This window comes from Leclercia sp. J807, assembly GCF_009734465.1.
Classification (GTDB): domain Bacteria; phylum Pseudomonadota; class Gammaproteobacteria; order Enterobacterales; family Enterobacteriaceae; genus Enterobacter.
The window spans coordinates 3,844,158-3,860,548 of sequence record NZ_CP046446.1 but is presented as its reverse complement, the minus strand read 5'-3'; the positions used below and the strand labels follow the sequence as shown (position 1 = coordinate 3,860,548).

The following is a 16,391-nucleotide window of genomic DNA, read 5'->3' as shown; positions in this document are numbered from 1 at the left end:
TTATTATTCTCCCGCAGTATAGTCAGCCCCTAAGACACATTTTTGAGATTGGTTTCCATGTTATCTTTTTACATTCAGGGGCTTATGATTGGCGCGGCGATGATCCTGCCTCTCGGTCCGCAAAATGCCTTCGTCATGAATCAGGGCATTCGACGTCAATATCACATCATGATCGCGCTGCTCTGCGCACTAAGCGATATGCTGCTGATTTGTGCCGGGATTTTTGGCGGTAGCGCGCTGCTGATGCAGTCTCCCTGGCTGCTGGCACTGGTCACCTGGGGCGGCGTCGCCTTTCTGCTCTGGTATGGCTTTGGCGCCCTGAAAACGGCGTTGGGCAGCAATATTGAGCTGGCCAGCGCTGAAGTCATGAAGCAGGGGCGCTGGAAAATTATCGTCACCATGCTGGCGGTGACGTGGCTTAATCCGCACGTTTATCTCGATACGTTTGTGGTGCTGGGCAGCCTGGGAGGGCAACTGGATGCTGAGCCGAGGCGCTGGTTCGCGCTGGGTACCGTGAGCGCCTCCTTCCTCTGGTTCTTTGGTCTGGCGCTGCTCGCTGCATGGCTGGCACCCCGCCTGCGCACCGCCAAAGCCCAGCGCATTATTAACGGCCTGGTCGGCGCGGTGATGTGGTTTATTGCTTTCCAGCTGGCGAAAGAGGGAATTCATCACATTCGTGAACTATTCAACTAAGCGTTGTCTTATGGACATTCGGCCAGCAGTCGCTAAGCTTGCTGGCATGCGCCCTGTTACCTGGGCACTCTTCGCAACATGGAGGAATTAAAGTGAAGTTGAATGTAATCGCCCTGGCGGCATTAATGGGTTTTGGCGCAGCATCCGCTCAGGCCAGTGAGCTGCCTGACAGCCCGCATATTGTCACTTCCGGAACCGCAAGCGTGGATGCAGTACCGGATATCGCTACCCTTGCCATTGAAGTTAACGTGGCGGCCAAAGATGCGGCCACCGCCAAGAAACAGGCAGACGATCGCGTTGCGCAATATCTCTCTTTCCTTGAGCAGAATGGCATAGCGAAGAAAGATATCAATTCCGCTAACCTGCGCACCCAGCCAGATTACGACTATCAGAATGGCAAAAGCATCCTGAAAGGTTATCGCGCGGTACGTACCGTCGAAGTGACCTTGCGTCAGCTTGATAAACTCAACTCTCTGCTCGATGGCGCGCTGAAAGCGGGTCTGAATGAGATCCGTTCCGTGTCCCTGGGCGTTGCGCAACCTGAGAAATATAAAGACGAAGCGCGTAAAGCGGCGATTGATGACGCCCTGCATCAGGCGCAGCAGCTGGCTTCTGGCTTTAACAGCAAGCTGGGCCCGGTATACAGCGTGCGTTACCACGTCTCTAACTACCAGCCGAGCCCGATGGTGCGCATGATGAAAGCGGAAGCGGCGCCGGTCTCCGCGCAGGATACCTACGAGCAGCCAACGATTCAGTTCGACGATCAGGTTGATGTGGTGTTCCAGCTGGAGCCAGCACAGGGTCAGCAGCAGAGCCAGCAGACTCCACAGGTGCAGCAGCAAGCGCAGCAGCCGGATACGGCGACAAAAGCACCGTAATGGTTGTTTAGCAGTAATAAAAAGCCGGGTGAACGTTAACGCGACCCGGCTTTTTTATTAGTCCTGGCGCAGAACCTTATGGCCGTGGGCCAGCAGCGCATCGGTGACGTTGCGCATCATCCGGCTTTCCGGCGCGAAGCGGTGCCAGTAGAGCATGCGGCGCTGGTGCAGGCCTGGCGTCAGGTCGATCAGTTCGCCGCTCTGTAGCTCTTTCTCGATCTGCAGATGCGGGATCATGCAACAGGTTGTGCCCTGACGCGCCAGCTGCACGAAGGCTTCTGATGAGTTAACGATATGGCAGGGTACGCTGCCGGGCGGCAGGTCGAAGTTCTGCTGTAAAAACGCCTGATGCATATCATCGAGATGGTCAAACGCCACGGCGGGCGCTTTCAGCAGTGCCGCGCGGGTGACGCCATTCGGGAAGTAACGTTCAGCAAAGGCTTTGGAGGCAACGAACAGATAATCCAGCGCCCCCAGCTGATCCACCAGGCAGCTCGGCAGCGCCTGAGGCTGGATACTGACCGCGCCCACCACTTCACCGCGACGCAGACGCTCCTGAGTCCGGGTTTCGTCTTCCACCTGCAAATTCAGCCGGATAGGCGAATCGGCCAGCACCGGCGCCAGCGCGGGCAGCAGCCAGGTTGCCAGACTGTCGGCGTTGACCGCCAGCGACAGGAGCAGCGGCGTGGAGCCGGTCTGTTCATCCCCCAGCCACTCATCTTCCAGCAGCTCAACCTGACGAAGCAGCGCCAGCAGTTTTTGCCCCTGTTCGGTAGGACGCGGCGGAACGGTACGAACCAGCAGCGGCTGCCCGAACATATTCTCAAGCTGTTTGATCCGTTGCGAAACGGCGGACTGGGTAATGCACAGCTTCTGTGCTGCGCGTTCGAATCCGCGTTCACGAATAACGGCATCAAGGGCCTGTAATGTTCTGTAGTCCGGACGTTTCATTGCTCTGGCTGACTCCCAAATGATTCAATACTTCGCACTATGACATAAATTTATGTTTGATACAGACGAAATTGGTGACCTTGCAGATCACATGGCGCAGGTGAATGCTCTATAATGCGCGTCACGCAAAATCACCACGGGCAAGAGATCATGACGCAGGATGAACTGAAAAAAGCAGTAGGATGGGCCGCTCTCCAGTATGTACAGCCGGGTACCATTGTCGGCGTGGGCACAGGATCAACGGCAGCACACTTTATTGATGCACTGGGCACGATGAAAGGGCAGATCGAGGGCGCGGTTTCTAGCTCCGATGCATCCACGGAGAAGCTGAAAAGCCTGGGTATTACCGTTTTCGATCTGAATGAAGTCGACCGCCTGGGTATCTACGTTGATGGCGCGGATGAAATCAACGGTCATATGCAGATGATCAAGGGCGGCGGCGCGGCGCTAACGCGTGAAAAAATCATCGCCTCTGTTGCGGACAAGTTCATCTGTATCGCCGATGCCTCGAAGCAGGTGGATATCCTTGGCAAATTCCCGCTGCCGGTTGAAGTAATCCCGATGGCGCGCAGCGCGGTTGCCCGTGAGCTGGTCAAACTCGGTGGCCGTCCGGAATACCGTCAGGGCGTAGTGACGGACAACGGTAACGTGATTCTGGATGTTCACGGTCTGGAGATCCTCGACGCCGTGGCGCTGGAAAACGCCATCAATGGCCTGCCAGGCGTAGTAACTGTAGGGTTATTCGCCAACCGAGGTGCGGATGTCGCGCTGATTGGCACCGCCGAAGGCGTCAAAACCATCGTGAAATGATCTGACGGGGGGAGCCTCCCCCCGCTAATTATTTTTGCAAAAGCGATATTTGGTGACTTGTGTCACATTTATAACCCTCTCCTGACGATCCTGCCGCTTTCCTCCTGCTCCACAGAACAATTCACTGCCAATTGCGGCTGTATGACATTTCTTCAGAGTGCCGACGCAAACGTTCATATTGCTGCAATAGTTTTTTTTGATATGTTGGCGGGAGTGGATTTCAATCCAGCACAACAACAGTTCAGACAATCAGACAGGGTCGGGGAAATGGCAAAGGTATCACTGGAGAAAGACAAGATTAAATTTCTGCTGGTCGAAGGGGTGCATCAGAAAGCACTGGATAGCCTTCGTGCGGCGGGTTACACCAACATCGAATTTCACAAAGGTGCACTGGATACCGAACAGCTGAAAGAGTCGATCCGTGATGCCCACTTCATCGGCCTGCGATCCCGTACCCACCTGACAGAAGAGGTTATTGCCGCGGCAGAAAAACTGGTGGCGATTGGCTGCTTCTGCATCGGCACCAACCAGGTCGATCTCAATGCTGCCGCGAAGCGCGGTATTCCGGTATTCAACGCGCCATTCTCCAACACCCGTTCCGTGGCGGAGCTGGTCATCGGCGAACTTCTGCTGCTGCTGCGCGGCATTCCTGAAGCCAACGCCAAAGCGCACCGCGGGATCTGGAATAAGCTGGCCTCCGGTTCCTACGAAGCGCGTGGTAAAAAGCTGGGGATTATCGGTTACGGCCACATCGGTACACAGCTGGGCATTCTCGCCGAATCGCTCGGGATGCACGTCTTCTTCTACGACATTGAAAGCAAACTGCCGCTGGGTAATGCCACCCAGGTTCAGCATCTCTCCGATCTGCTCAACATGAGCGACGTGGTGAGCCTGCACGTGCCGGAAAACGCCTCCACCAAAAACATGATGGGTGCGGAAGAGCTGGCGCTGATGAAGCCGGGCTCGCTGCTGATCAACGCCGCGCGCGGTACGGTGGTGGATATTCCTGCCCTGTGTGACGCCCTGAAAAGCAAACATCTGGCGGGGGCGGCCATTGACGTCTTCCCGACCGAGCCGGCGACCAACAGCGATCCATTCAGCTCGCCGCTGTGTGAGTTCGACAACGTGATCCTGACCCCGCACATTGGCGGCTCCACGCAGGAAGCGCAGGAAAATATCGGTCTTGAAGTGGCCGGTAAGCTGAGCAAATACTCCGACAACGGTTCCACCCTCTCTGCGGTCAACTTCCCGGAAGTCTCGCTGCCGCTGCACGGCGGACGTCGTCTGCTGCACATCCATGAAAACCGTCCGGGCGTGCTGACGGCCATTAACCAGATCTTCGCCGAGCAGGGGGTCAACATTGCCGCACAGTATCTGCAAACTAACGCGCAGATGGGTTATGTGGTTATCGATATCGAAGCGGATGAAGACGTTGCAGAGAAAGCGCTGCAGGGGATGAAAGCCATTCCGGGCACGATTCGCGCGCGTCTGCTTTACTAATCTGCGTTTTGTTTTGTCGGGTGGCGCTTCGCTTACCCGACCTACAAAATTTGAATGTTCCGTGTAGGCCGGGTAAGGCGACGCCGCCACCCGGCTTTTTTCACCACTGCCAAATCCTGGAAGGCGTCACCACCGCAGGCAGCGGGATATCCCACTTCTCCACCGGTAACTTTTCAACCCCTTGGCAATCATGCGCATAGCCCACGGGATGTAAACCGTACTGCTGCCAGTTCTGCAACGTGCGATCGTAAAACCCCCCGCCCATGCCTAAGCGCTGGCCGCTCTCATCAAACGCCACCAGCGGCGTCACCAGCACATCCAACTGATCCAGCGGCAATACGTCGCGCACGTCCAGTTTCGGTTCGGTGATTTTCAGACGATTTACCACCAGTTCACTGTGAGGATGGTAGTGCAGAAACAGAAGGTTACCTGGGCTAAAAGGGTGGAGTACCGGCAGATAGACCTTTTTCCCGGTGCGCCAGAGTTCATCGATCAGCGGCTGGGTATCCAGTTCACCGTCAAAGGAGAGAAACAGGGCTACCGTGTGCGCCATGACCATGGGCGGATACGCCATCATGCGGGCCGCGGCTTGCTGCGCGAAATGGGCTTGCTGTTCAGGCGTCAGGGCTCTGCGTTGCTGACGGATAAACTGACGAATGTGTTGACGTGTGGCAGGAACTTCAGGAAGTTGCGTCATGGTAGTCGCTGGGTAGAAAGGTGAGGGAATCTCCGAGATGCCGCCGCAGGCTGTAACCCTTGAACCCTTGGTTCAAGGTGAATGTGTCGTCATGATTTTAAGGCTTCTCGGACGAACCGAGCATGCTCACCAACCATGGAGCGCCACATTCTTGTGGTATGAAATATCGGCTCAGGGGACTGGCCCGCATGCGAACATCTCAGAGAAATTTTTCCTTCAGGGTCACTCTACCATAGTAGACCATGAAGTGTTATTCAAAGTTTTGCCCCGGTCTGTCAGTAATGCGACCCTGATCAAGCAATGCCTGTTCAATGGTCTGCTGGAGCATTTTAATGCGTTGTTCCATGCTCGCCGCGTATTCGCGGGTCTTCGCTTTTTCCTGAGTCAGTTCATAACTGATGTTCAACGCGGCGATGAAAACCAGCTGCTCAGTATTTGTGACTCTAGTGCGTTCTTTTAAATCTTGCAACCGCTGATTCAAATCATCCGCAGCCTGATTCAAAGCATCCCTTTGTTCAGGCGGACAATTCACTCGCAGCGAACGGCCAAAAATTTGGATATCGACGGGTTGTGCAGACATGCCACCTTCCTGCTGTTTGACTGCGCTGCCTTCACACCCGATTCCGGGGGCTGCGAAGGGGCGACACTATAGCTACCCTGGTGCGCAGATACAAGCCCTATTCTGGTTCACCAGGGTCCAAAGTGGTAGCATACCATGAATATTCCTCCCAATGATGACGAATGCGCATGTCTATACAGAACGAAATGCCTGGCTACAACGACGTTAGCCAGTTACTGAACCAGCAGGGCGTGGGTTTAACACCTGCTGAAATGCACGGTCTGATCAGCGGGATGCTGTGTGGTGGAAACAACGACAGCTCATGGCTGCCGCTGGTTCACGACCTGACGAACGAAGGTCTGGCGTTTGGTCACGATCTGGCCCAGGCGTTGCGCAGTATGCATGGCGCAATCAGCGATGCGCTGGAAGATGACGGCTTCCTTTTTCAGCTTTATCTGCCTGATGGCGACGACGTCAGCGTGTTCGATCGCGCCGATGCGCTGGCCGGGTGGGTTAACCATTACCTGTTGGGGTTGGGCGTAACGCAGCCTAAACTTGAAAAGGTGACGGGCGAAGCCGGAGAAGCGATCGACGATCTGCGCAACATTGCACAGCTGGGCTACGACGAGGAAGAGGACCAGGAAGAGCTGGAAATGTCCCTCGAAGAGATCATTGAGTATGTGCGCGTCGCGTCGTTGCTCTGCCACGATACCTTTACGCGGACTCAGCCCACTGCGCCGGAAGTGCGCAAACCAACCTTACACTAATAACAACTACTGGAGGGTGTCATGACTCAGCAAGAGTACCTTCGTCGCCGTCAGGCGCTGCTGGCTACGATGCAGCCGGGAAGCGCCGCGCTGATATTTGCCGCACCGGAGGCCACGCGCAGTAACGATAGCGAATATCCGTATCGCCAGAGCAGTGATTTCTGGTACTTCACCGGCTTCAACGAGCCGGAGTCGGTACTGGTGCTGATTAAAAGTGATGACACCCACAACCACAGCGTGCTGTTTAACCGCGTCCGGGATCTCACCGCCGAGATCTGGTTTGGCCGTCGGCTGGGACAGCAGGCCGCGCCGGAAAAGCTGGGCGTGGATCGCGCCCTGGCGTTCAGCGAAATCAACGATCAGCTTTACCAGCTGCTTAATGGCCTGGATGTGGTTTACCACGCCCAGGGCGAATATGCGTATGCCGATGAGATTCTCTTTGCCGCGCTGGATAAGCTGCGTAAAGGCGCCCGGCAAAATCTGAAAGCGCCCGCAACGATCACCGACTGGCGTCCCGTTGTGCATGAGCTGCGCCTGTTTAAATCGGCTGAAGAGCTGGAGGTAATGCGTCGTGCGGGTGAGATCAGCGCCCTGGCGCACAAACGGGCGATGCAAAAGTGCCGTCCGGGAATGTTCGAATATCAGCTGGAAGGGGAAATTCATCATGAGTTTTCCCGCCACGGCGCGCGCTATCCGGCCTACAACACCATTGTGGGCGGTGGTGAAAATGGCTGCATTCTTCACTACACCGAAAACGAGTCCGAACTGCGGGATGGCGATCTGGTGCTGATTGATGCCGGATGTGAATTTAAAGGCTATGCCGGGGATATCACCCGCACCTTCCCGGTGAACGGTAAATTTACCCCAGCCCAGCGCGCCATCTACGACATCGTTCTGCACTCGCTGGACACCGCGCTGATGCTGTTCCGCCCTGGCACCTCCATTCAGGAAGTGACCGGCGAAGTGGTGCGCATCATGGTCAGCGGGCTGGTGGATCTGGGTATCCTGCAGGGCGATGTCGATCAGCTGATTGCTGAGAACGCGCACCGTTCCTTCTTTATGCATGGCCTGAGCCACTGGCTGGGGCTGGACGTGCATGATGTGGGTGCCTATGGCCCGGAACGTTCGCGCGTGCTGGAGCCTGGCATGGTGCTGACCGTTGAGCCGGGACTCTATATCGCCCCGGATGCCGATGTGCCTGTGGAGTATCGCGGTATCGGTATTCGTATCGAAGACGACATCGTTATCACCGAAACCGGCAACGAAAACCTCACCGCATCGGTGGTGAAAAATGCCGACGAGATCGAGGCGCTGATGGCGGCGGCGCGCGCATGAGTATCATCATCGTTGGCGGAGGCATGACGGGAGCGACGTTGGCGCTGACCCTCTCTTCCCTGACCCAGGGTAAGCTGCCGATCCATCTGGTCGAAGCGGTTGCGCCGCAGTCGACGGGCCATCCGGGATTTGACGGACGCGCTATCGCCCTGGCGCAGGGCACTTGCCAGCAGCTCGCGCGCAGCGGCATCTGGCAGGCGATTGCCGATTGCGCCACGGCCATCGAAACCGTTCATGTCAGCGACCGGGGTCATGCCGGGTTTGTCACCCTTGAGGCACAGGATTACCGCATTGATGCGCTGGGGCAGGTGGTTGAACTGCACGACGTGGGCCTGCGCCTGTTCCGTCTGCTAAAGGAGGCCCCAGGCGTGACGCTGCATTGCCCGGCGCGCGTGGAGCATTTTACCCGCAGCGAAGCGGCGGTGAGCGTCACGCTGGATGACGGCACGACCCTTGACGGACAACTGCTGGTGGCTGCCGACGGCTCCCGTTCGGCGCTCGGCCAGCAGTGTGGGATCCAGTGGCAACAGCAGCCGTATCATCAGCTGGCGGTGATTGCCAACGTCGCCACCGCCGAGCCGCATCGTGGTCGCGCTTTTGAACGTTTTACCCAGCATGGCCCGCTGGCCATGCTGCCGATGTCGCAGGGGCGCAGCTCGCTGGTCTGGTGCCATTCGCTGGAGAGTGCGGACGACGTGCAGAGCTGGTCTGATGAACGCTTCTGCACCGAACTGCAAAAAGCCTTTGGCTGGCGGCTGGGGCGGATCACCCATGCGGGCAAGCGTTCGGTCTATCCCCTGGCTTTAACCACGGCGTCGCAGTCTGTCTCCCATCGCGTCGCGCTGGTGGGCAATGCGGCACAGACGTTACACCCCATCGCCGGACAGGGCTTTAACCTCGGGCTGCGCGATGTGATGAGCCTTGCCGAAACCCTGGCCCATGCATTTGCGCAACAGCAGGATTGCGGGGCATATCCGGTGTTATGCCACTACCAGAAGCGTCGCCAGGCAGATAAAGCGGCGACGATCGGCGTAACCGACGGGCTGGTGCATCTGTTTGCCAATCGCTGGGCGCCGCTGGTAGCGGGACGTAACGCCGGGTTAATGGCGATGGAACTATTTATTCCGGCACGTGATGTGCTGGCACAGAGGACGCTTGGTTGGGTCGCTCGCTAAGGAGTAAACAAAGTGCAGAATGTTGATGTCGCCATTGTCGGTGGCGGAATGGTAGGACTGGCGCTGGCCTGCGGTCTGCAGGGGAGCGGTCTGCGCGTGGCGGTGCTGGAGCAGAAACAGCCGCAGCCTGTCGCTCCCGATGCGCCGCCTGAGCTACGCGTTTCGGCGATCAACGCCGCCAGTGAAAAGCTGCTGACCCGCGTTGGCGTCTGGTCAGAAATTATCGCCCAGCGCGCCAGCTGCTATCACGGCATGGAAGTGTGGGATAAAGACAGCTTCGGGCATATCGCCTTTGATGATGAGAGCATGGGCTACAGCCATCTCGGCCATATCATCGAAAACGCGGTGATCCATCATGCCTTGTGGCAGAAAGCGCAGCAGTGCAGCGACGTTACGCTGATTGCCCCCGCGCAGCTGCAGCAGGTGGCCTGGGGCGAAAATGATGCCTTTATTACCCTGCAAAGCGGCGACATGCTGACCGCGCGTCTGGTGGTCGGGGCCGATGGCGCCAACTCCTGGTTGCGCAACAAAGCTGACATTCCCCTGACGTACTGGGATTACCGCCATCATGCCCTGGTCGCCACTATTCGCACCGCAGAGCCGCACCAGGCGGTGGCCCGGCAGATCTTCCATAACGACGGCATTCTGGCCTTTTTGCCCCTTAGCGATCCGCATCTCTGTTCCATCGTCTGGTCGCTTTCCCCTGAGAAGGCGCAGCAGATGCAGGAGGCTTCAGCCGAAGAATTTAATCAGGCCCTGTGCGTGGCCTTTGATAACCGGCTGGGGCTTTGCACCGTCGAAAGCGAGCGTCAGGTATTCCCGTTAACCGGTCGCTATGCGCGCCAGTTCGCGGCGCATCGCCTGGCGCTGGTGGGCGACGCGGCGCACACCATTCATCCGCTGGCCGGGCAGGGGGTAAACCTGGGCTTTATGGATGCCGCCGAGCTGGTGAATGAACTGCGCCGCCTCCATCGTGAAGGCAAAGATATCGGTCAGCATCTTTACCTGCGCCGGTACGAGCGTAGCCGTAAGCACAGCGCGGCAATGATGCTGGCGGGGATGCAGGGCTTCCGCGAACTCTTTGCCGGTGCCAACCCGGCGAAAAAACTGCTGCGCGATCTTGGCCTGAAACTGGCTGACACCCTCCCGGGCGTTAAACCACAACTCCTGCGTCAGGCGATGGGTCTTAACGACCTGCCGGACTGGCTACGCTAATTTAGAACTCCATCACACTTTATTCTCCCGGCCTGCAGGCCGGGGGATCTCCCTCGTTTGAAATAATCTAATTTCACCGTCTTTTTCGCATTAGATTAACTAATCTGACTATTTTTATGTTACGGAAATTTCGCGCATTTTTCCGCAGTAAATATCAGTCCGTGCTAAATCCTCTCTTATTGCCTTTGCGTTTGTGCGGAATGATTCGCATTTTTGCAGTGAATAATTCTGTACGCTTTGCTGGCTTTTTTGACCATAAGCTAATGTGATGACCCATTTTGCCTTATGGTTAACCACCGTTTTCGGTGGTAAGTTCAGGTAAAAGAGAACGTTTGCGTCGGTGTCCGGGAGCGATGCCGATGCCGGGTTTCGTGGTGAATTTTTCGCCATGAAACGCAAGACAGCCCAGCTCATTCAACGAGGATAAGATGGCTCAACAGACGCCTTTGTATGAACAACACACCTTATGCGGTGCACGTATGGTCGATTTCCATGGCTGGATGATGCCGCTGCATTATGGTTCGCAGATTGATGAGCATCATGCGGTGCGCACCGATGCCGGTATGTTCGACGTCTCTCACATGACCATTGTCGATCTGCACGGCAGCCGCACCCGGGAGTTTCTGCGTTATCTGCTGGCAAATGACGTTGCCAAACTGAAGACGCCGGGTAAAGCGCTCTATAGCGGCATGCTGAATGCCTCGGCCGGCGTCATTGACGACCTGATTGTCTATTACCTCTCTGAAGATTTCTTCCGCCTCGTTGTAAACTCCGCCACCCGCGAAAAAGACCTCTCCTGGATCACCCAACACGCTGAACCTTACGGCATCGACATCACCGTGCGTGACGACCTGTCGCTGATCGCGGTGCAGGGACCAAATGCCCAGGCGAAAGCCGCCTCCCTGTTTAACGACGAACAGCGCAAAGCCACCGAAGGCATGAAGCCGTTCTTTGGCGTGCAGGCGGGCGATCTCTTTGTGGCGACCACCGGCTACACCGGTGAAGCGGGCTATGAAATTGCGATGCCGAACGAAAAAGCGGCTGACTTCTGGCGTGCGCTGGTGGAAGCGGGCGTTAAGCCGGCAGGTCTGGGCGCGCGCGATACGCTGCGTCTGGAAGCCGGTATGAATTTATATGGCCAGGAGATGGACGAAGGGGTCTCTCCGCTGGCGGCCAACATGGGCTGGACCATTGCCTGGGAACCGGCCGATCGCGACTTTATCGGTCGTGAAGTGCTGGAACAGCAGCGTGAGAAGGGCACCGAACAGCTGGTTGGCCTGGTAATGACCGAGAAAGGCGTGCTGCGCGGTGAACTGCCGGTACGTTTCACCGATGCCAATGGCAACCACTGCGAAGGCATTATCACCAGCGGCACCTTCTCCCCGACGCTGGGTTACAGTATTGCGCTGGCGCGTGTGCCGGCGGGCATTGGCGAGACGGCCGTGGTGCAGATCCGCAACCGCGAAATGCCGGTCCGCGTGACCAAACCGATTTTTGTTCGCGCCGGTAAACCGGTCGCCTAATTATTTTTATCAGGAGAAATTCAATGAGCAATGTGCCAGCAGAACTGAAATACAGCAAAGAACACGAGTGGCTGCGCAAAGAAGCCGACGGCACCTATACCGTTGGGATCACCGAACATGCTCAGGAGCTGTTAGGTGACATGGTCTTTGTGGATCTGCCGGAAGTGGGCGCGACCGTGACCGCGGGCGACGACTGTGCCGTAGCGGAATCTGTAAAAGCGGCTTCAGACATCTATGCCCCGGTCGGCGGTGAAATCGTGGCGGTTAACGACGCCCTGAGCGACTCCCCGGAGCTGGTCAACAGCGAGCCTTACGGTGAAGGCTGGATCTTCAAAATTAAGGCCAGCGACGAAGCGGAAGTTGCCGCCCTGCTGGATGCCACCGCGTACGAAGCCTTACTGGAAGACGAATAAGGTTGTGCCGGATGGCGCTGCGCTTATCCGGCCTCCAGAACAACGTAGGCCCGGTAAGCGTTAGTGCCACCGGGCAACAGAGTTACAGACAACTACGATTCACTGCACGTTTCAGGAACCATCGCTCATGACACAGACTTTAAGCCAGCTTGAAAACCGTGGCGCCTTCATCGAACGTCACATTGGGCCGGATGCTCAGCAACAGCAGGAGATGCTGAAGACGGTTGGCGCGGATTCGCTCAACGCCTTGATCGGCCAGATCGTGCCAAAGGATATTCAGCTCGACACGCCGCCGCAGGTGGGGGAATCGACCACTGAATATGCCGCCCTGGCGGAACTGAAAGGCATTGCCAGCCTGAACAAGCGCTTTAAGTCTTACATTGGCATGGGCTATACCAACGTGCAGTTGCCGCCGGTGATCCTGCGCAACATGCTGGAAAACCCGGGTTGGTACACCGCCTACACCCCTTATCAGCCGGAAGTCTCTCAGGGCCGTCTGGAAGCGCTGCTCAACTTCCAGCAGGTGACGCTGGATCTGACCGGTCTGGATATCGCCTCTGCCTCGCTGCTGGATGAAGCCACTGCCGCCGCAGAAGCGATGGCGATGGCAAAACGCGTCAGCAAACTGAAGGGCGCAAACCGCTTCTTCGTCGCAGCCGACGTTCATCCGCAAACCCTCGACGTGGTACGTACCCGTGCAGAGACCTTTGGCTTTGAGGTGATCGTTGATGATGCCGATAAAGTGCTGGATCACCAGGATGTGTTCGGCGTGCTGTTGCAGCAGGTTGGCACCACCGGTGAAGTGCACGATTACGCCAAACTGATTGCCGAGCTAAAAGGGCGCAAAATTGTCGTCAGCGTGGCGGCCGATTTTATGGCGCTGGTGCTGTTAACCGCCCCGGGCAAACAGGGTGCGGATATCGTCTTCGGCTCCGCGCAACGCTTCGGCGTACCGATGGGCTACGGCGGCCCGCACGCGGCCTTCTTCGCCGCTAAAGATGAATTCAAACGCTCCATGCCAGGCCGTATTATTGGCGTATCGAAAGATGCCGCCGGCAACACCGCCCTGCGCATGGCGATGCAGACTCGCGAGCAGCACATCCGCCGTGAGAAAGCGAACTCCAACATCTGTACCTCTCAGGTACTGCTGGCCAATATCGCCAGCCTTTATGCGGTCTTCCATGGCCCGGTTGGCCTGAAGCGTATCGCCAGCCGCATTCATCGCCTGGCCGATATTCTCGCCTGTGGCCTGCAGCAGAAAGGTCAAAAACTGCGTCACGCCCACTTCTTCGATACCCTGTGCGTTGACGTGGCCGACAAAGCTGCCGTGCTGGCACGCGCAGAAGCGGCTGAGATTAACCTGCGCAGCGATATCCTGAATGCGGTCAGCATCACCCTGGATGAGACCACCACCCGTGACGATCTACAGGTGCTGTTTAACGTCCTGCTGGGTGAAGACCACGGTCTGGACGTGGATACCCTCGATAAAGAGGTGGCGCACGACAGCCGCTCCATTCAGGCGAGCATGCTGCGCGATGACGCGATCCTGACGCATCCGGTCTTTAATCGCTATCACAGCGAAACCGAGATGATGCGCTATATGCACTCTCTGGAGCGCAAAGATCTGGCCCTGAATCAGGCGATGATCCCGCTGGGCTCCTGCACCATGAAGCTGAACGCCGCCGCCGAGATGATCCCTATCACCTGGCCGGAATTCGCTGAACTGCACCCATTCTGCCCGGCCGATCAGGCGGAAGGGTATCATCAGATGATCAACCAGCTCTCCGACTGGCTGGTGAAACTGACCGGCTACGACGCACTCTGCATGCAGCCAAACTCCGGCGCCCAGGGTGAATACGCAGGTCTGCTGGCGATCCGCCATTACCACGAGAGCCGTAACGAAGGGCATCGTGATATCTGCCTGATCCCAAGCTCCGCCCACGGCACCAACCCGGCCTCCGCCCAGATGGCAGGGATGGAAGTGGTGGTGGTGGCCTGCGATAAAAACGGCAACATCGACCTGGCCGATCTGCGTGCGAAAGCGGAACAGACCGGCGATAAGCTCTCCTGCATCATGGTCACCTATCCGTCCACTCACGGCGTGTATGAAGAGACCATCCGCGAAGTATGCGAAATCGTGCACCAGTATGGCGGCCAGGTTTACCTCGATGGCGCCAACATGAACGCCCAGGTGGGGATCACCACGCCAGGTTTTATCGGCGCGGACGTGTCGCACCTGAACCTGCATAAAACCTTCTGCATTCCGCACGGCGGTGGCGGTCCGGGTATGGGCCCAATCGGTGTGAAAGCGCACCTGGCGCCGTTCGTTCCGGGCCACAGCGTGGTGCAGATCGAAGGCATGCTGACCCGTCAGGGCGCGGTCTCTGCGGCACCGTTCGGCAGCGCCTCTATTCTGCCAATCAGCTGGATGTATATCCGCATGATGGGCGCGGAAGGGCTGAAGCAGGCCAGCCAGGTGGCGATCCTGAATGCCAACTACATCGCGACGCGTCTGAAAGATGCCTATCCGGTGCTCTACACCGGCCGTGATGGTCGCGTGGCGCACGAGTGCATCCTCGATATTCGTCCTCTGAAAGAAGAGACTGGTATTAGCGAGCTGGATATCGCCAAGCGTCTGATCGACTACGGCTTCCACGCCCCGACCATGTCGTTCCCGGTTGCGGGTACGCTGATGGTTGAACCAACCGAGTCCGAAAGCAAAGTTGAACTGGACCGCTTTATTGATGCGATGCTGGCGATCCGCAGCGAAATCGACCGTGTGAAGGCCGGTGAGTGGACGCTGGAAGATAACCCGCTGGTTAACGCGCCGCATACCCAGAACGAACTGGTAGCAGAGTGGAACCACGGTTACACCCGCGAACTGGCGGTCTTCCCGGCAGGCGTAGCCAACAAGTACTGGCCGACCGTGAAGCGTCTTGATGACGTTTACGGCGACCGTAACCTGTTCTGCTCCTGTGTGCCGATGAGCGAATACCAGTAATCTTTCTGTCATACTGTAGGCCGGGTAAGCGTCAGCGCCACCCGGCTTTTTTTTATCCGGAGGTTGTAGATGGCAATCGCATTAGTCACCGGCGCCAGCCGTGGGATTGGCAAAGCGACGGCGCTTGAACTGGCGCGTATGGGTTATAACGTGGCGGTGAATTATCACCACAACATCAGCGCCGCCACCGACGTGATCAATCAGATTATAGAAGAGGGCGGCAGAGCCTTTGCCCTGCGCGCGGATATCAGCGACGAAGCGCAGGTCATGGCGATGTTTGACAGCCTCGATCGCGAAGGGGAGCCCCTCGCCGCGCTGGTCAACAACGCCGGGATTCTCTTCGAGCAGAGCACCATTGAGAACCTCTCCGCCGAGCGGATTAACCGCGTGCTGGCCACCAACGTGACCGGGTATTTCCTCTGCTGCCGCGAAGCGGTGAAACGCATGTCGCTAAAACATGGCGGTAAAGGCGGGGCGATCGTGAATGTCTCTTCAGCAGCCTCACGACTCGGCGCACCGGGGGAGTATGTGGATTACGCGGCATCGAAAGGGGCGGTGGACTCTCTCACCACCGGGCTGTCGCTGGAAGTGGCGGCCCAGGGCATCCGGGTGAACTGTGTCCGTCCGGGGCTGATCTACACCGACATTCATGCCTCCGGCGGTGAACCGGGGCGGGTGGACCGGGTGAAGTCGATGCTGCCGATGCAGCGCGGCGGCCAGCCGGAAGAGGTGGCGCAGGCGATTGTCTGGCTGCTGAGCGAGAAAGCCTCGTACGTGACGGGCAGTTTTATTGAGTTAGCGGGCGGGAAGTAACGCCCGGTGGCGCTACGCTTACCAGGCCTACGATCGCTGTAGGCCGGTGCAAGCGCAGCGC

General features: G+C 57.5%; 15 protein-coding genes and 1 other RNA gene. 12 read left to right on the top strand and 4 right to left on the bottom strand.

Features of this window, described 5'->3' with window-relative positions:
- Nucleotides 1–57 precede the first annotated feature (57 nt).
- Nucleotides 58–693, top strand: coding sequence for an arginine exporter ArgO (gene argO, locus GNG26_RS18265; RefSeq protein WP_156239724.1), 636 nt, complete (start codon nt 58–60; stop codon nt 691–693).
- A gap of 92 nt (nt 694–785) precedes the next feature.
- On the top strand, nt 786–1,571 hold the full coding sequence (locus tag GNG26_RS18260; RefSeq protein WP_156239723.1) for an oxidative stress defense protein: 786 nt from the start codon (nt 786–788) through the stop codon (nt 1,569–1,571).
- Nucleotides 1,572–1,628: 57 nt separating this feature from the next.
- On the opposite strand, the gene argP is transcribed toward GNG26_RS18260, so the two are convergent.
- Entirely contained in the window at nt 1,629–2,522 is an 894-nt protein-coding gene (gene argP, locus GNG26_RS18255) for a DNA-binding transcriptional regulator ArgP (protein WP_103822785.1), read from the bottom strand.
- Nucleotides 2,523–2,672: 150 nt separating this feature from the next.
- Between argP and rpiA the strand changes: the two genes are divergently transcribed.
- Both rpiA and serA read left to right on the top strand, forming a co-directional pair.
- A complete protein-coding gene (rpiA, locus tag GNG26_RS18250) occupies nt 2,673–3,332 on the top strand; it encodes a ribose-5-phosphate isomerase RpiA (protein WP_103180978.1) in 660 nt (219 codons plus the stop codon).
- 267 nt (nt 3,333–3,599) lie between these two features.
- Nucleotides 3,600–4,832: a phosphoglycerate dehydrogenase gene (gene serA / locus GNG26_RS18245; protein WP_103822783.1), complete on the top strand. Its 1,233-nt coding sequence runs from the start codon at nt 3,600–3,602 to the stop codon at nt 4,830–4,832.
- Between the two features lie 100 nt (nt 4,833–4,932).
- Here the strand turns inward: serA and GNG26_RS18240 are convergent, their stop codons facing one another.
- From GNG26_RS18240 to zapA, 3 genes are all read right to left on the bottom strand, one after another.
- Nucleotides 4,933–5,529, bottom strand: a complete 597-nt coding sequence (locus tag GNG26_RS18240) for a 5-formyltetrahydrofolate cyclo-ligase (protein WP_156239722.1) — start codon at nt 5,527–5,529, stop codon at nt 4,933–4,935.
- A gap of 25 nt (nt 5,530–5,554) precedes the next feature.
- Nucleotides 5,555–5,738, bottom strand: a non-coding RNA gene (ssrS, locus tag GNG26_RS18235) — 6S RNA.
- Nucleotides 5,739–5,779: 41 nt separating this feature from the next.
- Nucleotides 5,780–6,109, bottom strand: coding sequence for a cell division protein ZapA (gene zapA / locus GNG26_RS18230; protein WP_039029820.1), 330 nt, complete (start codon nt 6,107–6,109; stop codon nt 5,780–5,782).
- 167 nt (nt 6,110–6,276) lie between these two features.
- Between zapA and GNG26_RS18225 the strand changes: the two genes are divergently transcribed.
- From GNG26_RS18225 to GNG26_RS18190, 8 genes are all read left to right on the top strand, one after another.
- Complete coding sequence (locus tag GNG26_RS18225) at nt 6,277–6,855, top strand: YecA family protein (RefSeq protein ID WP_139156297.1); 579 nt, start codon at nt 6,277–6,279, stop codon at nt 6,853–6,855.
- A gap of 21 nt (nt 6,856–6,876) precedes the next feature.
- The gene (gene pepP / locus GNG26_RS18220; RefSeq protein WP_156239721.1) at nt 6,877–8,190 is read left to right on the top strand and encodes a Xaa-Pro aminopeptidase; all 1,314 of its coding nucleotides are present in this window, start codon (nt 6,877–6,879) and stop codon (nt 8,188–8,190) included.
- A complete protein-coding gene (gene ubiH / locus GNG26_RS18215; RefSeq protein ID WP_156239720.1) occupies nt 8,187–9,365 on the top strand; it encodes a 2-octaprenyl-6-methoxyphenyl hydroxylase in 1,179 nt (392 codons plus the stop codon). The genes pepP and ubiH overlap by 4 nt, the downstream gene beginning before the upstream one ends.
- Nucleotides 9,366–9,377: 12 nt before the next feature.
- Entirely contained in the window at nt 9,378–10,580 is a 1,203-nt protein-coding gene (gene ubiI, locus GNG26_RS18210; RefSeq protein ID WP_114316849.1) for an FAD-dependent 2-octaprenylphenol hydroxylase, read from the top strand.
- A gap of 428 nt (nt 10,581–11,008) precedes the next feature.
- Nucleotides 11,009–12,103 carry a glycine cleavage system aminomethyltransferase GcvT gene (gcvT, locus tag GNG26_RS18205; RefSeq protein WP_156239719.1) on the top strand — a complete coding sequence of 365 codons (1,095 nt, stop codon included), beginning with the start codon at nt 11,009–11,011 and terminating at the stop codon, nt 12,101–12,103.
- Nucleotides 12,104–12,126: 23 nt separating this feature from the next.
- Nucleotides 12,127–12,516, top strand: coding sequence for a glycine cleavage system protein GcvH (gene gcvH / locus GNG26_RS18200; protein ID WP_039029826.1), 390 nt, complete (start codon nt 12,127–12,129; stop codon nt 12,514–12,516).
- A 127-nt stretch (nt 12,517–12,643) separates the two neighbouring features.
- A complete protein-coding gene (gene gcvP / locus GNG26_RS18195) occupies nt 12,644–15,517 on the top strand; it encodes an aminomethyl-transferring glycine dehydrogenase (RefSeq protein WP_156239718.1) in 2,874 nt (957 codons plus the stop codon).
- 69 nt (nt 15,518–15,586) lie between these two features.
- Complete coding sequence (locus GNG26_RS18190; protein ID WP_156239717.1) at nt 15,587–16,330, top strand: SDR family oxidoreductase; 744 nt, start codon at nt 15,587–15,589, stop codon at nt 16,328–16,330.
- The last annotated feature ends 61 nt before the right edge of the window (nt 16,331–16,391 follow it).